Annotated in this window: 15 protein-coding genes and 1 tRNA gene; 8 read left to right on the forward strand and 8 right to left on the reverse strand. The window is 49.7% G+C overall.

Annotated features, from left to right (window positions below; genetic code table 11):
- Position 1: 1 nt before the first annotated feature.
- From ACIDE9_RS11950 to ACIDE9_RS11965, 4 genes are all read left to right on the forward strand, one after another.
- Positions 2-658: a protein-L-isoaspartate O-methyltransferase family protein gene (locus tag ACIDE9_RS11950; protein WP_411994984.1), complete on the forward strand. Its 657-nt coding sequence runs from the start codon at positions 2-4 to the stop codon at positions 656-658.
- Between the two features lie 29 nt (positions 659-687).
- Complete coding sequence (locus tag ACIDE9_RS11955) at positions 688-2,034, forward strand: TolC family outer membrane protein (protein WP_411994985.1); 1,347 nt, start codon at positions 688-690, stop codon at positions 2,032-2,034.
- 2 nt (positions 2,035-2,036) lie between these two features.
- On the forward strand, positions 2,037-2,591 hold the full coding sequence (locus ACIDE9_RS11960; RefSeq protein WP_411994986.1) for an isochorismatase family protein: 555 nt from the start codon (positions 2,037-2,039) through the stop codon (positions 2,589-2,591).
- A gap of 204 nt (positions 2,592-2,795) precedes the next feature.
- Positions 2,796-3,134, forward strand: coding sequence for a tRNA-binding protein (locus ACIDE9_RS11965; RefSeq protein WP_411994987.1), 339 nt, complete (start codon positions 2,796-2,798; stop codon positions 3,132-3,134).
- A 52-nt stretch (positions 3,135-3,186) separates the two neighbouring features.
- On the opposite strand, the gene ACIDE9_RS11970 is transcribed toward ACIDE9_RS11965, so the two are convergent.
- The 5 genes from ACIDE9_RS11970 to pnp form a co-directional block, all read right to left on the reverse strand.
- Positions 3,187-4,575 carry a DUF2130 domain-containing protein gene (locus tag ACIDE9_RS11970; protein WP_411994988.1) on the reverse strand — a complete coding sequence of 463 codons (1,389 nt, stop codon included), beginning with the start codon at positions 4,573-4,575 and terminating at the stop codon, positions 3,187-3,189.
- Between the two features lie 91 nt (positions 4,576-4,666).
- Positions 4,667-6,163 carry an ATP-binding protein gene (locus tag ACIDE9_RS11975; RefSeq protein WP_411994989.1) on the reverse strand — a complete coding sequence of 499 codons (1,497 nt, stop codon included), beginning with the start codon at positions 6,161-6,163 and terminating at the stop codon, positions 4,667-4,669.
- Between the two features lie 129 nt (positions 6,164-6,292).
- A complete protein-coding gene (gene nikR, locus ACIDE9_RS11980; RefSeq protein ID WP_411994990.1) occupies positions 6,293-6,697 on the reverse strand; it encodes a nickel-responsive transcriptional regulator NikR in 405 nt (134 codons plus the stop codon).
- Between the two features lie 14 nt (positions 6,698-6,711).
- On the reverse strand, positions 6,712-8,775 hold the full coding sequence (locus tag ACIDE9_RS11985; RefSeq protein WP_411994991.1) for a TonB-dependent receptor: 2,064 nt from the start codon (positions 8,773-8,775) through the stop codon (positions 6,712-6,714).
- Positions 8,776-8,907: 132 nt separating this feature from the next.
- Entirely contained in the window at positions 8,908-11,028 is a 2,121-nt protein-coding gene (pnp, locus tag ACIDE9_RS11990) for a polyribonucleotide nucleotidyltransferase (protein ID WP_194755033.1), read from the reverse strand.
- A 53-nt stretch (positions 11,029-11,081) separates the two neighbouring features.
- Between pnp and ACIDE9_RS11995 the strand changes: the two genes are divergently transcribed.
- Positions 11,082-11,312, forward strand: a complete 231-nt coding sequence (locus ACIDE9_RS11995; protein WP_411994992.1) for a hypothetical protein — start codon at positions 11,082-11,084, stop codon at positions 11,310-11,312.
- 20 nt (positions 11,313-11,332) lie between these two features.
- Here ACIDE9_RS11995 and rpsO read toward each other — a convergent pair whose 3' ends face one another.
- Together rpsO and ACIDE9_RS12005 are read right to left on the reverse strand one after the other, a co-directional pair.
- On the reverse strand, positions 11,333-11,602 hold the full coding sequence (rpsO, locus tag ACIDE9_RS12000) for a 30S ribosomal protein S15 (protein WP_194741164.1): 270 nt from the start codon (positions 11,600-11,602) through the stop codon (positions 11,333-11,335).
- A 167-nt stretch (positions 11,603-11,769) separates the two neighbouring features.
- On the reverse strand, positions 11,770-12,660 hold the full coding sequence (locus ACIDE9_RS12005; RefSeq protein ID WP_411994993.1) for a PfkB family carbohydrate kinase: 891 nt from the start codon (positions 12,658-12,660) through the stop codon (positions 11,770-11,772).
- A 248-nt stretch (positions 12,661-12,908) separates the two neighbouring features.
- On the opposite strand from ACIDE9_RS12005, the gene ACIDE9_RS12010 reads away from it, so the two are divergent.
- From ACIDE9_RS12010 to ACIDE9_RS12020, 3 genes are all read left to right on the forward strand, one after another.
- Positions 12,909-12,984: transfer RNA gene (locus tag ACIDE9_RS12010), tRNA-Phe, on the forward strand.
- Positions 12,985-13,029: 45 nt separating this feature from the next.
- Entirely contained in the window at positions 13,030-13,347 is a 318-nt protein-coding gene (locus ACIDE9_RS12015; protein ID WP_194755036.1) for a rhodanese-like domain-containing protein, read from the forward strand.
- A 22-nt stretch (positions 13,348-13,369) separates the two neighbouring features.
- Entirely contained in the window at positions 13,370-13,603 is a 234-nt protein-coding gene (locus tag ACIDE9_RS12020) for a sulfurtransferase TusA family protein (RefSeq protein ID WP_194755037.1), read from the forward strand.
- A gap of 61 nt (positions 13,604-13,664) precedes the next feature.
- On the opposite strand, the gene ACIDE9_RS12025 is transcribed toward ACIDE9_RS12020, so the two are convergent.
- Complete coding sequence (locus ACIDE9_RS12025; protein WP_411994994.1) at positions 13,665-14,786, reverse strand: cytochrome D1 domain-containing protein; 1,122 nt, start codon at positions 14,784-14,786, stop codon at positions 13,665-13,667.
- Positions 14,787-14,853: the final 67 nt, after the last annotated feature.

Consider the following 14,853-nt stretch of genomic DNA (forward strand, 5'->3'; position numbering starts at 1 on the left):
CATGACAGATCAGGCAACCGCACGTTTTAACATGATTGAGCAACAGATTCGCACCTGGGAGGTGCTGGACCCGCAAGTACTGGCGACGTTAAACAATATGCCACGCGAAGCCTTTGTCCCGGAAGCCTATCGCGGACTGGCGTTTGCCGATATCGAGATCCCATTGGCACATGGTCAGCAAATGCTCAGCCCTAAAGTGGAAGGCCGCTTTTTGCAGGCGCTGCAACTGCAAGCCAAAGATAAAGTGTTGCTGGTAGGCGCCGGCAGTGGCTACCTGGCAGCCCTGATGGCGCAGCATTGCGCACAAGTGACTGCATTGGAAATCTTCCCCGAGTTATGCGCACAAGCGACGCAATCGCTGACCAAACAAGGCATTCAAAACGTGCAGGTGATTGAGTTAGACGGCCACAACGGCTACGAATCACAAGCCCCTTATGACGCGATTGTGTTTACTGCTTCCAGCCCAGTAGAGCCAGAAGGGGTGCGCTACCAGCTCAGCATCGGCGGACGCCTGCTGATCGTGCTGGGCCAGGCACCAGTGATGCAAGCCACCCTGATTCAGCGCCTGGCAGAGCATAGTTACAAACAGGATGTGCTGTTTGAAACCAGCCTGGTAGAAATGCAAAATGCCCCTCAGGCACAGGCATTCAGCTTTTAAACCTCTCAGCCATTACACCCAAGACGCCGATGACCTTCAGCCGCCCTACTCACTGGATATTGCTCCTAAGCAGCCTTTGGCTGGGGCCATGGGCAGAAGCCGCGCCGCAAAGCCTGTTTGATGTTTATCTGCAAGCCAAGCAAAACGACCCGCAACTGGCTGCGGCTGGTCATGGCAACCTGGCGGCACAAGAGCTGATTGAGCAAGCCAAGGCAGGCTACCGCCCCAACGTGGCGCTCAGTGCCAGCACCACGGCCAATCACACCGACCTTAAGTACAACACCGCCAATGTACCGCTGCCAGCAGGCGTCAACCGCTTTGAAGGCTATGCCGCCAAAGTGGAAGCGCGACAGCCCATCTACCGCAAAGAAAATCTTGAGCGCATAGACTTAAGCAAGGTGCAGGTCAGCGTCACCGACAAGCAGCTACACCTGACCCAGCAACAACTGATGCTGCGCACCACACAGGCCTATTTTGATGTGCTGCAGGCACAAGATCGCATCGAATTGCTGGCCGCGCAAAAACAGGCCATCCAGCAACAGCTGCAACAGGCCAAAGCCAGCTTTGAGGCCGGGATCACGACCGTCACTGACCTACACGAAGCGCAGGCGCGCTACGACCTGATCGTGGCCCAGGAAATTGCGGCAGAAAATGAGCAAGCCGTGGCGCAGCATAGCCTGCAAGCCATCATAGGCAACCCGCCACAAACGCTGGCAAAAGTGCGTGACGACCTGCAAATCGCACCTGCCCTCAAACCCATGCAAGACTGGCAAACTGTGACTGCCGCCAGCAACCTGAATATCCAGATCCAGCAGGCACAGATTGAAATCAGTGACCGCAATATCAGCATCGCCCAATCCGGACACTATCCGACCCTGGATGCGGTCGCCAGCTACACCGATAGCCACTACAACGGTAGCCAGAACCGCTTTGGGACAGACCTGCAAAATGCGGTGATAGGCGTAGAACTCAACGTGCCGATTTATCTGGGTGGCGCGGTAGACTCTCGCATCAGACAGGCGTCGTATAACAAGCAGAAGGCACAAGATGATCTCGAAAACGTCCACCGACAGACCATGTTGGAAACACAACGTGCTTACCTGGGATTGAGTAGCAGCATTGCACAAATCAAGGCACTGGAACAGGCCTTGCAAAGCAGCCAAAGCCAGCTAGACGCCACCAAGCTCGGCTATGAAGTCGGCATCCGCACCAGCGTAGACCTGCTTAATGCCAGACAACAACACTTTAGCGCCAAACGCGATTTACTACAGGCCCGCTACAACTACCTGGTCAGCATCATCCGCCTCAAAACGGCCAGCGGCATTATCAACGAAGCCGACCTGCAGGACATAGACCAGCAACTCACCAAGAGATAGCCATGAAATCTGCCATAGCCAGCACAGATGCTGTTTGGATGTTGATTGATGTACAAACGCGACTATGCCCCGTGATGCCAGAAGCTGCCATGGCAACGGTGATCAAGAATATTCAACGCTTGCTGCAAGCAGCGCAATTACTCAATATTCCGCTGTGGGTCACCGAGCAATACCCGGAAAAACTGGGCGAGACCTTGCCAGAGCTGCAATCATTACTGCCTGAATACACCCCGCGCACAGCTAAACTCGCCTTTTCCGCCTGGCAAGAGCCGACACTACAAGCTTCTTCCATCAGCGTTGCGCCGCAAGTAGTGCTATTTGGGCTGGAGGCGCACATCTGTGTATTACAAACCGCACTCGATGCCCTGGCTGCGGGCAAACAAGTCTTTATTGTTGAAGACGCCGTTATTTCGCGCGATATTGCCAATCGCCACAATGCCATCGAACGCCTGCGCGCGGCCGGTTGCATCATCACCAATACCGAATCCATGCTGTTTGAACCCATGCAGGCCGCCACACATGCACAATTCAAAGCGCTCTCTGCGCTGATTCGTTAATGCGCGCCATTGATTACTAAATGCTTCAACGTGCGGTAATAAGCCCTTTCAATCACCGCAAAAAATGCGGTAATGATAGACACCTCTTTTAGCACTCTGCGCGCTATTGCCCTGACCTTTGATAAATACTTGCAGAGTATGATCATTAACGTTGATTTAAAACTTCGGAGATCATCGCCAGATGATCTTTAAGAATATGGTGATATGACTCAAATCGAATGGAACGACTTCACCAAAGTGGAGTTGCGCGTTGGGCGAGTGATTGCGGCCGAAGTATTTGCCGAGGCTCGCAAACCCGCTTACAAACTGCAGATCGACTTTGGCCCAGAGATTGGCGTACGCAAATCCAGTGCTCAAATCACAGCGCTTTACAGTCCGGAAAGTTTAATCGGCAAACAAGTGGTCGCCGTGGTGAATTTTCCGCCTAAACAAATCGGGCCGTTTATGTCAGAGTGCCTGGTCACTGGGTTTCACGATGCAGAAGGGCGCGTCACCCTGTGTGTACCCGAGCATGAAGTACCACTTGGTACAAAACTACTCTAAATACTCACCGATTAGAAATTAATATAATCCATCGAGTTAAAACGACTGTTCATTATCGCTTTAGCTCTTCAAACTTATCAGCCATCGTCGGATTACCCTTAGTCAGCTTCTTAATAGTCACATCTTGTGCCTTGTCATTGGCTAAACGAAGGTTGCGGCTGGTACTGAGCAATGCATCTTTGGTTTTTTGCAGATGATCGATAGACTTATCAATCTCATCAATTGCTTTTTGAAAGTGATTCGAGGCGAGTTCATAGTTACGTGAAAACGCGTTTTTAAAGGCATCTAGCTCGCTCTCAAAATTCGTAATATCTATATTTTGTGCTCTTACGGTAGCCAACTCAGTTTTATATTTCATCGAGTTTAAAGCTGCATTACGCAGCAGCGTAATCATAGGGATAAAAAACTGCGGGCGTACCACATACATTTTGGGGTAGCGGTGGAACACATCGACGATGCCAGTGTTATAAAGCTCACTCTCAGGCTCTAATAGTGAAACCAGCACCGCATACTCGCAACCCTTTTCATTGCGGTCTTTATCCAGCTCTTTTAAAAAGTCCTCATTTTTGCTTTTAGTAGCAGTAGTGTCATTTTCGTTTTTCATCTCAAACATAATTGAGACGATTTCAGTGCCACCGTCATCCTGGTCTTTAAAGATATAGTCGCCTTTACTGCCCGAGCGTGCATCGTTGTCTTTCTCAAAATATGCTTTAGGGAATGCAGTGGCACGAATACGGTTAAACTCGGTTTCGCAATGCTGCTCTAGCGTTTCGCCGATCATCTTTGTCGAAAGCTTGGCCTTCAAGTCCTTCAAACGCTCAATAGCATCATCGCGGTCTTTAATCTGCGTTTCGTATTTATCTTTAAGCGACTTCTCAGCCAACTCTTTCTCGAGAGCCGCGCGTACCAAGTTACCCTTGAGTTCATCACGCTCTTTTTCCACCTGGCCCACCGCTTGATTAATCGCCAGTTTCTTTTCGGTTTCAATGGCGTCCAACTTTGCTTTTAAGCCTTGGATTTCACTGTCTTTCGTCGAAGCTGTTTTTTGAATCTCATGCGAGAGCTTTGCTTCTGCCAAATTAGCCACATTAGCAACCTCTTGTTTTGCTTGAGCAAGTTGGTTCACCAAAGCATCGCGTTCTTTTTCAACCTGACTCAACGCCTGAGTTACAGCCAACTGCCTAGCCACGGCCTCAGACTCTAGCTTAGACTTAAGCTCTTTAATCTCACTATCTTTGGCCGCGGCAGCTTGCTGTAAATCACTGGCCACTTTGGTGGTGGCTAACTCAATTGCACTTTGCTTTTCTTTTTCAGCCAACTCAAGACGTTCATGAAGTTGATGCTCAAAGTCGCTATCGCGGACTTGTTTGAGGATGTCAGCATAGCCCGCCTCATCAATCTTGAAGGCTTTGCTGCAATGGGGGCAGATGATTTCGTGCATTTAAATTAGGCTCATATTAAGAAATTGGAGCTACTTTAATTGTTATACTTTTTGAAAATGAACAACAACCTAAGCAATTGATAAATAAAGATTAATAGTGATTACTTATTTTGTTATCTTCATCTTCAGATAATAAAGTTTGTTCTTCTGGAAGTGTTGGCTTTGTATAAGCCATGTTACGCTTACCCCTATCTGGCAATTGAATTAAAACACCTTGTTCAACCCAATTTTTTAGCATTCGCGACGATGCCAAAGTTTCTATTTTTGCAATCTTGCATAAATCGGCATTAGCAATTTCACCCTTGGTGTCAATCCAATGACTGACCTCGTCCCATATTGTTGGGCGCTCCAAGTTTCTGAGTGTCACAGTAACGCTTTCAACTGCTGCTGTCGTGTTTTGAGAGTATTGCGGTGGAAAAAGCTTAGCGCTGGCCATTTCTGCAAACATCATTTTCACACCTTCCCCTGCATCAATATTAGGGGGTATAGGAAACTCTCTTAAGTTTTGTGCAATAAGTGGATTCCTAGCTTTTGAACCCGCTTTATCAATATTTGATGGCGTAATATTGCCAGGGAAAATGCCAGGACTTTCCACTTCAATGCGGTCATCAAAAATTTTTATAAAAATATCGCGATTTAAAGGATAGTCACGGTGTATGACTGCATTAACTATAGCCTCTTTAACAACACGCTCAGGATACAAATGTTTTGTTTTAAAGCCGCTACCACTAAGCGTCAAACCTTTTGCAAGCTCATCTAATACTTCAGCGACTGCTTTATCAATTAACTCCACCAGTGGACCACGTATTGTTTTAGGCGCTTTTCTTAAGTTTGGTGTAGCCCCTGCGACAGCCTGCTTGCCATCATAGACCATAATTCGAACGTCAGCTCGAGTACCGAAAGAGGCAAGCAAACTCCCTGGCTCATCTGCAAAAAGTAACACAGTCGCTCGGGTGGGCATAAGTTTATTCCCAACTTTCGACGCCAAACCTATGCGATTAAGCTGCTCAGGAAAAGTACCCGATTTAAGCCCACGCCCCGCTAAAAAGGCCCGCCAAGTATCTGTTTCCAGCAAATCAAACTCAACATCGATTATCTCAGTTTCAGCAGATCGGATGCCGCGCTGATACGACAACTCAGTAATTTCTTCAGCATTCATTTGCCTACTGCTTGCGTCCATGCGTTTAAACGTGCCGTTGTCCGCGACAGAGTGTACTTTATCGCTTTTGCCAACTTGAATCAGCACAATATGCCCAATTGACTGATCACGAAGTTTACAAGCCCATCTAAAAAACTTTAAATGCCCAATAACTGGTGTAATTTGTGTGCTCAGTTTTCTTCTTAAGTCATCTACTGACTCTGGATTTTCTTCAACACCATATAGCCTTTTTTGACCAACCTCTTGACGTGCATCCGCGACTCCCAAAACGAGAATCCCGCCATCTGTGTTTGCAAAGGCGCTGATTGCAATTAATGTTTTGTTGACCATTTGACCAGACACGCGCTTGAATTCCAGGGTTTTACTCTCACTCGCTCTTAGTAAGTTTGCCACCCTAGCTTCAGCCTGCTCTAAATTGAGCTCATTCATTATTTAAACCCTGTATAGATCATCTTTTACTATTCTAACTGCAAACTATATTCAACCTCCTAAACAACCCAGCTATACAGGAGTCGATAGGGGATGAGACTCGATTAATTCAATAAGTGACGATCTCAACTATCTAGGAATAATATGCACCTTCGCATGCATAACGCCCGTCTGTGACGAGATTGCATTCACACACGCTTCTACCTCGGCAATTTTGCCTTTCAATATCACCGTTTCCATACAATTATCATGATCCAAATGCACATGTTGGGCAGTGATAATCACGTCATGATGGTCGTGTTGTAGTTGATTTACCCGGCTGGCGAGCTGGCGTTCGTGATGATCATAAACATAACTGAGCGAGGCAACGCACTCGGCCTGTGCGTGATCGGCATTTTCCATAACTGCCTCATCAAGCGCCTTTCGCACGAGGTCACGAAAGGCTTCTGAGCGATTCACGTAGGCTTTGACGGCCACCAGCTGGTCAAAGGCGTCGGCCAGGTCGTCCTCAACAGAAATCGTGATGCGTCGCATGGGCTAAGTCCTCGCTAAAACTGATAGGTCAATGTGAGTCGTGCAGCTCTGGGTTCTACCGGGTGAAAGTGAATATCGTTGACCGGTGCAGCCTCGCCTTTGAGTTGCGACTCATAGTAATAGTCGATATCGCTGGCCTTGCGGTCAAACAGGTTAAACACATCCAGCGTCAGGCTGGTGCGTTGATTATACCGGTAGCCGATGCGGGCATAGGTAAGGAATGTGCCATTTGAACGCACAGAATTATCTTCTACCAGCGCCCTGGGGCCAAAGTAGCGTAATTGCATGCTGCCAAACCAGTTGCCCCAGTTTGTCACCGTTGCCCCCAGAGAGGCCACTTTGTTGATTGCGCCAGGGATGTATTGTCCTGCCAGGTCGTGGTCTCTAAAGCGGGCTTTGGAGAGTGCAATATCCATATCAAGCAATAGCCAGTCGTTGACGACGTAGTGGTTATTCCACTCCACACCATAACGGCGGCTGGCGCGGCTGGGTTCAGTTTCTCCGGCATCGCCAACAAATAACAGCTCAGAGTCCATATCCAATTGCCAGATGGCCAACGAGCTTTGCAGGCCAGGCACCCACTCGCTTCTGACACCGATCTCGCTGCCGCGAGTGCTCACCAAAGGGGTAACAGGCAAGGCAGCAGAACCATCTAGCAGGCGGGTTTGCGTGGCAGCGCGTGCATCGTTGCTATGAAAGCCTTTGCCAAGATTGTAGAAAAATTCTGTATTCGCCCACGGCCCGAAAATGACCGAAAACTTGGGTGAGGTAATGCCATCGTCGACATGACCGGCGTTACCTGCCAGGCTACTTTTGACATCGAACTGGTAGCGATCATAACGTAAGCCTGCCACCGTGCGTAACTTCTCATGCCACCATAGCGTGTTTTCAGCATAAACACCGGCGCTGCTTTCCTCTACCTTATCTGACCGTATTTGTGACAAACGCTGCGTTTGCACCGTCTTGTAGAGCGCCACTGGTGACAACTTGTCATACCGTGTTTGCAAGCCCAGTTTATTGTCCATCGCCATGCCGGCAATTTCACCTAGCCACGACTTGCTGAGGTTGAGGCCCAGCATGGTACGCTGTTCACTTTGGTCAGTCTGGTCACCATTGACGGGATCATTTAGAAAATAGGTAAAGTTACCGAATAAGTCGAGCTTGGAGCGGACGGCATACGCATTGATTTGCCAGCCACCATGCTGATCACGGTGGTGCTTGGCAAACGACAGGCTGTAACGTGACGAGTCGCCGCCATCACTCGGGTCAATCGCATCAAAACGCCCGATTTGACCGCTGCGTACAGCACGCAATGGAATCTGGTCGGTCGAATTCCAGCGATTTTGATACGCCATTGCAGTCAGCGTCATGCCATCGCGTGCATCACCTTCGCTGTAACGCAGCAAACCATTGTATTTCCTGACGCCTTCTGCCACCTGCCAGGGGCCATCATAGTGATTGACATCCAGCGCATAGAGTAAATGGCCTTGCTGCAAAGCCACCGAGTTAGCCAGCAGCATGCGCTGGTAATCGTAGCTCCCCACGGTCAGGCTGACGATGCCTTGTGGCAACTGATTCAACAGATGTAATCTTGCCGCACCCGCAGAGGAGAAATCCCCCTCTTCGGCCGAATAGGGCCCTTTTTTGTAGTGGATATGACTTACCAGCTCCGGGATCAAAAAATTTAAATCAGTGTAGCCCTGGCCATGCGCGTGGGTGCGCATATTGACCGGCATCCCGTCCACATAAGTGGCAAAGTCAGTGCCATGGTCGAGGTTAAAGCCGCGCAGGTAAAACTGGTTGGCTTTGCCGCTACCGCTGTGCTGGGTCACGATCATGCCAGGCACGAACTCAAGTATCTCGCCGATGCGCGCAATAGGACGGTTTTTAATCAGGCTGGCATTGACCTTACCTTCACTGACCGCATCTGAGGTACCTATCGCATTGTCATAATGTGCGCGCACCTGGATTTCTTCCAGGTCTATGGACTCACTGGCTTGTGCAGAGAGTGTGACCAATACAGCCGTCTGTACATAAACCGAAGCGGCACTATGTATGATTTTTTTATAATTGTTCATACGATGGCATTATGACGGAATGAGAAGTGTTCACCTATACGTATATTGACGCAAACATATTTTTATCCGCGATGGCATGTCAGACAGGCACAAAAAAGCCCGCTGACGCGGGCTTTTTTTACAACATACGACTTACTCAGCCGCTGGTGCTTCTTCTTTTGCAGGTGGATCGATCAAGGCTTTCATGCTCAAACGCACTTTACCTTTGTCATCCAACTCAACCACTTTCACTTTCACGATATCACCTTCTTTGAGGTAATCGCTCACCGCTTTGACGCGTTCGTGGGCGATTTGTGAAATGTGTACCAGGCCATCTTTACCTGGCAATAAAGTCACGACAGCACCGAAGTCCAGAATCTTGACCACTGGGCCTTCGTAGATCTGGCCGACTTCAACTTCAGCCGTGATCTGTGCAATACGACGTTGGGCTTCAGCACCTTCATCCGCATTGGTACATGCAATTTTCACGGTACCGTCATCTTCGATGTCGATGCTGGTGTTGGTTTCTTTAGTCAGTGCCTGAATCACTGCGCCACCTTTACCAATCACGTCACGGATCTTGTCCGGATTGATCTTCATGGTGATGATACGTGGGGCAAACTGTGACATTTCAGTGTTCACACCAGACACGGCTTGTTTCATCAAGCCCAGGATGTGCGCGCGGCCCTCTTTGGCTTGTGCCAGTGCCACTTGCATGATTTGTGCTGTGATACCGGTGATTTTGATGTCCATTTGCAGAGCGGTCACACCTTTGTCGGTACCCGCCACTTTAAAGTCCATATCACCCAGGTGGTCTTCGTCACCCAGAATGTCGGTCAGTACAGCCACGCGGTTACCTTCTTTGATCAGGCCCATCGCCACGCCAGCAACGTGTGCAGTCAATGGCACACCAGCATCCAGCAGTGACAAGCAACCGCCACAGACAGACGCCATGGAGCTAGAACCGTTAGACTCAGTGATCTCTGACACCACACGCATGGTGTAGTCAAAGTCTTCTTTTTTAGGCAGCACTGCTTTCAAAGCACGTTTTGCCAGGTTACCGTGGCCGATTTCGCGGCGCTTAGGCGTACCCACACGGCCAGTTTCACCAGTTGCATACGGAGGCATGTTGTAGTGCAACATAAAGCGGTCTGTGTATTCACCAGACAGTGCGTCAATGATTTGCTCATCACGGCCAGTGCCCAATGTCGCAACTACCAACGCTTGCGTTTCACCGCGTGTAAACAGGGCAGAGCCGTGTGTACGTGGCAATACGCCTGAGCGGATGGTGATCGGGCGCACAGTGCGTGTGTCGCGGCCATCGATACGTGGCTCACCGTTCAAAATCTGGCTACGCACGGTTTTAGCTTCCAGTTTAAAGAACTCGTCTTTAATCTTGTTGGCTTCCAGCGTAGACGTTTCTTCAGTGATCAATGTGCTCATCACGCGGGACTTAATTTCGTCCAGCTTGGAAGAGCGCTCACCTTTAGATTTGATTTTAAACGCAGCATTGATGTCATCTGCCGCAATCGCAGCGACTTTGTCGATCAAAGCAGTGTCTGGCTCTGGTGGTGTCCAGTCCCAGGCATCTTTACCGGCTTCGGCAGCCATTTCGTTAATGGCCTTGATCACTGGTTGCATTTGCTCGTGACCAAACACTACGGCACCCAGCATCACTTCTTCAGACAGCTCTTTGGCTTCAGATTCAACCATCATCACCGCAGATTCAGTTGCACCAACCACCAAGTCGAGTGCGGAGTCTTTCAGCAATGAAACATCTGGGTTCAATACGTATTCGCCATTGATATAACCCACGCGTGCCGCACCTAATGGGCCGTAGAATGGAATACCAGACAATGCCAATGCAGCAGAGGCACCAATCACCGCTGGGATATCGGAATCAATTTCCGGATCCAGTGACAATACAGTGGCCACGACCTGCACTTCGTTGTAGAACGCATCTGGGAACAGCGGGCGCAATGGACGATCGATCAAACGGGCAGTCAGTGTTTCTTTTTCGCTAGGACGGCCTTCACGCTTGAAGAAACCACCTGGAATACGGCCAGCAGCATAGGTTTTTTCTTGGTAATCCACGGTTAATGGGAAGAAATCCTGGCCTTCTTTGACTTCACGCTTGGCAGTCACAGCCACCAGCACAACGGTATCCCCGTAGCTGACGATCACTGCGGCATCAGATTGGCGTGCAATTTCACCTGTTTCCAATGTCAGGGTATGCGCACCAAACGGGATGCTTCTTTTAGTAATTTCAAACATATTTTTCCTTTTCTCTACCATGGCTATTCACTACCTAATAGCCAATCTCAATAATGAAAATACAGCATTCGCTTACTGCGTTTGGGCGCTACGCATTGGGTTGCCCGACGCGCGACGGCTGTATTTCCCGATTTGTGGTGACTTCCATCAACACGCTGCGCCTGTTTATCCAGTTGCAACGCACTCACAGAAGCCACCGCGTTTTTGGCGATTTTTTAAAGCAAAAAAGCCGAGGCAATCACCATGCCATCGGCTTTTATTTCGTTAAAAGTGAACAGGATTAAGTGTCACACTTTAAACCAAATTATTTACGCAGGTTCAAGCGCTCGATCAGCGTTTGATAGCGGCTAACATCTTTACCCTTCAGGTAGTCCAGCAAACGACGACGTTGGCTAACCAGAGCCAACAGACCACGGCGTGAGTGGTTGTCTTTTTTGTTGGATTTGAAGTGCTCAGTCAGGTAAGTGATACGGTTAGTCAACAAAGCCACTTGTACTTCTGGGCTTGCTGTATCACCTTCACTGCGTTGGTATTCTTTAATGATTTTTGCGGATTGTTCTGCGGTAACAGCCATCTTTTTTCCTTTGAGTTAGCGTCAATGTCGCGGCAGCCAGACAACTTATTTGCCTTACCACGCCGACATTCAATTTACACGAACCGCGCATTATATCGGCAAGTCCATACCTTGCATAGACTTTTATGCCATTAAGTTTCTGTTTTTATGAATTAATTTACAGCGCATTATAAAAAATCATCATAAAAATCTGCTTGTGCAGGCACCGCACCACGAATACCGCAAATAGAAGCGGCAAACCAGGCGGCGCGCGTCAGCATGGCCTGCCGCGACCACCCGGCCAGCAAGCCGCGAATCACCACCGCCGTATAAGCATCACCCGCGCCCACACTATCCACAAAAGGCGCCTGCAACTTCATTGGCGGCGCACGAAAACCGTTGCCATAGGCATCCAGCCAAAAGCTGCCTTGCTCGCCACAAGTAACAAACATTTCACTCAGCCCAAACACCATCAACAGCTGCCGCGCCAATTCATTGATGTCAGGCGAGCCCGGCAGGCCCAGCAACTTGCACACTTCGGGCAACTCTTCATGGTTGATCTTCAGGATATCCGCCGCCTGCAACACCTGGCGCAAGCTATGCGCGTCATACCACGGTGCACGCAGATTAATATCGCAAAACACCGTCGCCGTACACATTTTCAACCACTGCCCGGCCAGCGCTTGCATGGGCGCATGCCGCAGTGCCAGCGAACCGAGATACACCAGGCGCGGCGGATGCTGAGCCGTTAAAGCCTCTACTGGCGGCCATCGCATATCGTCGTAGGCTTGCTGATCCAGGATTTCAAAACGGTGGCCGTGCGCCTCCAAATGCACCATAACCTGCCCGCTGGGCAAGGTATCAGACCGCTGTACACCTGCAATCGACAGGCCGCATGACTGCATCTCGGCGACAATACGCTCACCGAGCGCATCATTGCCCACCGCCGTGAGCAAGTGCACATCCAGCCCAAAGGCATGGCAATGCCTGGCCACATTATAAGGCGCACCGCCTATGATGGTACGCTCGGGAAACACATCCCCCAGCACCTCACCCAGAATCATGATGGTATTCGACATACGCTTCATCCTATTTTCCACACCATCCCACACCATTAAAAACCTCTCACTTTTGTGACTCACCCAAACGCAGATTGTTTCCGCGTCCCGGCAAACCGGCCTCACGCACCCGCAAATGACCACTCCTCAACCGTTATAAAATAACGCATGTGCAGCATATCAGGATTTTTTTTATCTTTTGTGTGCATTCTTTGCGTTCTTTGCTATAATGCGCGTCTTGCAATTCGGGACATGCCCAAATTGCTGATGGCCAGATAGCTCAGTCGGTAGAGCAGAGGATTGAAAATCCTCGTGTCGGCAGTTCGATTCTGCCTCTGGCCACCACTTCCTTACCTGCCTTTCGGCACACTTCTTTTTCTGGGTTTGTTGATGTCATTAAAACACTTAACACCGGATGAATTACACCCATTACTGAATGATCCATCATTGCTGCTTGTTGATATCCGCAATGATCACGAACTTGTTTCCGGCATTTTACCCGGCGCACTGCATGTGCCCTTAGGCAATCTGACCGCCGTCTTTGACCAGTTTCCACAAGACAAAAAAATTGTGTTTTATTGCCGTAGCGGCGTGCGCTCGGTGGCGGCAGGTGAATTTGCACTGTCACAAGGCCGCACAGACGTCTCGCATCTGGCAGGCGGCATCCTGGCCTGGGCAAGTGCCGGACTGCCTATCAACGCCGCTTGAACCCTTAATTCAGGAAACGCTCATGCACAGTGATAAAGACCTTGATGCCCGCAACTTGAACTGCCCACTGCCTATCCTGCGCTGCAAAAAAGCACTGAATGAGCTGACGGCCGAGCAAGTACTGAAAATCAGCGCCACAGACCCCGGCTCAAAAAAGGACTTTGACGCCTTTTGCCGCCAAACCGGCCACACTTTACTGGACATGCAGGAAGCCGAAGGCGTGTTCACCTTCTGGATCCGCAAACGCAGCGCATAAATTGCACACATTCAAATAAAAAAGCCCGCAACTGCGGGCTTTTTTATTTGCTAAGAATAGCTTATTTGGCACGTTCCAGACTACCCATGGCTTTCGGGAAGGTGACCACGCCCCAAGGCATGTTTTTCACTTCCACCTGGCTGGTCACTTCCAGCTTGTCGGCATCAATCACCAGCACAGCATCAGACTTACCACAGGCCAGCAAGATATTCTTGTTGTCCGGGGTAAAGCTGAAATGCCAGCAACGGTTAGCCGTCGGCACTTCTTTCAGCTTTTCAAAGGATTTGGCATCAAACACTTGCAGCAATTTAGCTTTGTTGGTTGCCACAAAGATGCGCTCGCCTTTGCTGTCATAAGCAACGCCATACGGCGTTTCAGCCGTATCCACCGTGCGTACTACATTAAAGTCTTTATCCAGCACCAGGATCTTGTTACCAAACTCCAATGTCGCCAAATAAGTATTACCATCAGGTGACACTTTAATGCCGCGCGGTCTATCGCCATATTCGTGCGTAGGGATGGTTTTCACCAGCTCACCGGTCTCAATGTTATGCACAGTGACCGTGTTATCCGCTTCATTGGTGATCACCAATTGCTTGCCATCCGCAGAGAACTCCAGGCCTTCAGTTTCCGGGCCACCGGTAATTTCACGAATCTTCTCACCCTTGGTCAAATCAATCACTGCGATTTTGGCCGGAATTTTTTCCTCATCGTCGTCATCGTCATCTTCCGCAGGTTTCTCACCTGGCTTGGGTGGTGGGCCAGCCTTGGCGCTAGGCTCAGACGACACAAACGCAAAGTTGCCACTCACACGCACAAACTCAGGATTTTTACCGACCTCAATTTGCTTAACGACCTCACCCGTGGCGGTATCAATGACGGAAACACTGCCGTTTTCACGTGTAGCTACTACCAATTGCTTACCATCATCGGTCACTGCCAGGCCACGCGGGCCTTGTGCTTTGACATCCAACTGCTTGGTGACTTGCATGGTTGCCAGGTCAATCACGTTCACGCCAGCATCTTGCGTAGACACATAAGCGACACCACCTGCCGCCTCAGTGGCGGGCGCAGCTGCTTCGGCGGCTGGCTCTTCCTGCTTGTTACAGGCCGCCACGCTGGCAACCAAAGCCAACAACAGCAAGCTCATGCGCGTACGACGCGCGAATGATGAATTCAACATTGCATTTATCTCCTGATTTTTTTATTAAAGCTTATGGTTGCAGCAAGAATCATACTCGCCGACAAAC

The sequence above is a fragment of the Methylophilus sp. 'Pure River' genome (genome assembly GCF_046765995.1).
Classification (GTDB): domain Bacteria; phylum Pseudomonadota; class Gammaproteobacteria; order Burkholderiales; family Methylophilaceae; genus Methylophilus.

Excerpts from the sequence above, each read along its gene's own strand:
- ACIDE9_RS11950 (WP_411994984.1), top strand. The coding sequence starts at position 2 with ATGACAGATCAGGCAACCGCACGTTTTAACATGATTGAGCAACAGATT.
- ACIDE9_RS11955 (WP_411994985.1), top strand. The coding sequence starts at position 688 with ATGACCTTCAGCCGCCCTACTCACTGGATATTGCTCCTAAGCAGCCTT.
- ACIDE9_RS11960 (WP_411994986.1), top strand. The coding sequence starts at position 2,037 with ATGAAATCTGCCATAGCCAGCACAGATGCTGTTTGGATGTTGATTGAT.
- ACIDE9_RS11965 (WP_411994987.1), top strand. The coding sequence starts at position 2,796 with ATGACTCAAATCGAATGGAACGACTTCACCAAAGTGGAGTTGCGCGTT.
- ACIDE9_RS11970 (WP_411994988.1), bottom strand. The coding sequence starts at position 4,575 with ATGCACGAAATCATCTGCCCCCATTGCAGCAAAGCCTTCAAGATTGAT.
- ACIDE9_RS11975 (WP_411994989.1), bottom strand. The coding sequence starts at position 6,163 with ATGAATGAGCTCAATTTAGAGCAGGCTGAAGCTAGGGTGGCAAACTTA.
- nikR (WP_411994990.1), bottom strand. The coding sequence starts at position 6,697 with ATGCGACGCATCACGATTTCTGTTGAGGACGACCTGGCCGACGCCTTT.
- ACIDE9_RS11985 (WP_411994991.1), bottom strand. The coding sequence starts at position 8,775 with ATGAACAATTATAAAAAAATCATACATAGTGCCGCTTCGGTTTATGTA.
- pnp (WP_194755033.1), bottom strand. The coding sequence starts at position 11,028 with ATGTTTGAAATTACTAAAAGAAGCATCCCGTTTGGTGCGCATACCCTG.
- ACIDE9_RS11995 (WP_411994992.1), top strand. The coding sequence starts at position 11,082 with ATGAAAATACAGCATTCGCTTACTGCGTTTGGGCGCTACGCATTGGGT.
- rpsO (WP_194741164.1), bottom strand. The coding sequence starts at position 11,602 with ATGGCTGTTACCGCAGAACAATCCGCAAAAATCATTAAAGAATACCAA.
- ACIDE9_RS12005 (WP_411994993.1), bottom strand. The coding sequence starts at position 12,660 with ATGTCGAATACCATCATGATTCTGGGTGAGGTGCTGGGGGATGTGTTT.
- ACIDE9_RS12015 (WP_194755036.1), top strand. The coding sequence starts at position 13,030 with ATGTCATTAAAACACTTAACACCGGATGAATTACACCCATTACTGAAT.
- ACIDE9_RS12020 (WP_194755037.1), top strand. The coding sequence starts at position 13,370 with ATGCACAGTGATAAAGACCTTGATGCCCGCAACTTGAACTGCCCACTG.
- ACIDE9_RS12025 (WP_411994994.1), bottom strand. The coding sequence starts at position 14,786 with ATGTTGAATTCATCATTCGCGCGTCGTACGCGCATGAGCTTGCTGTTG.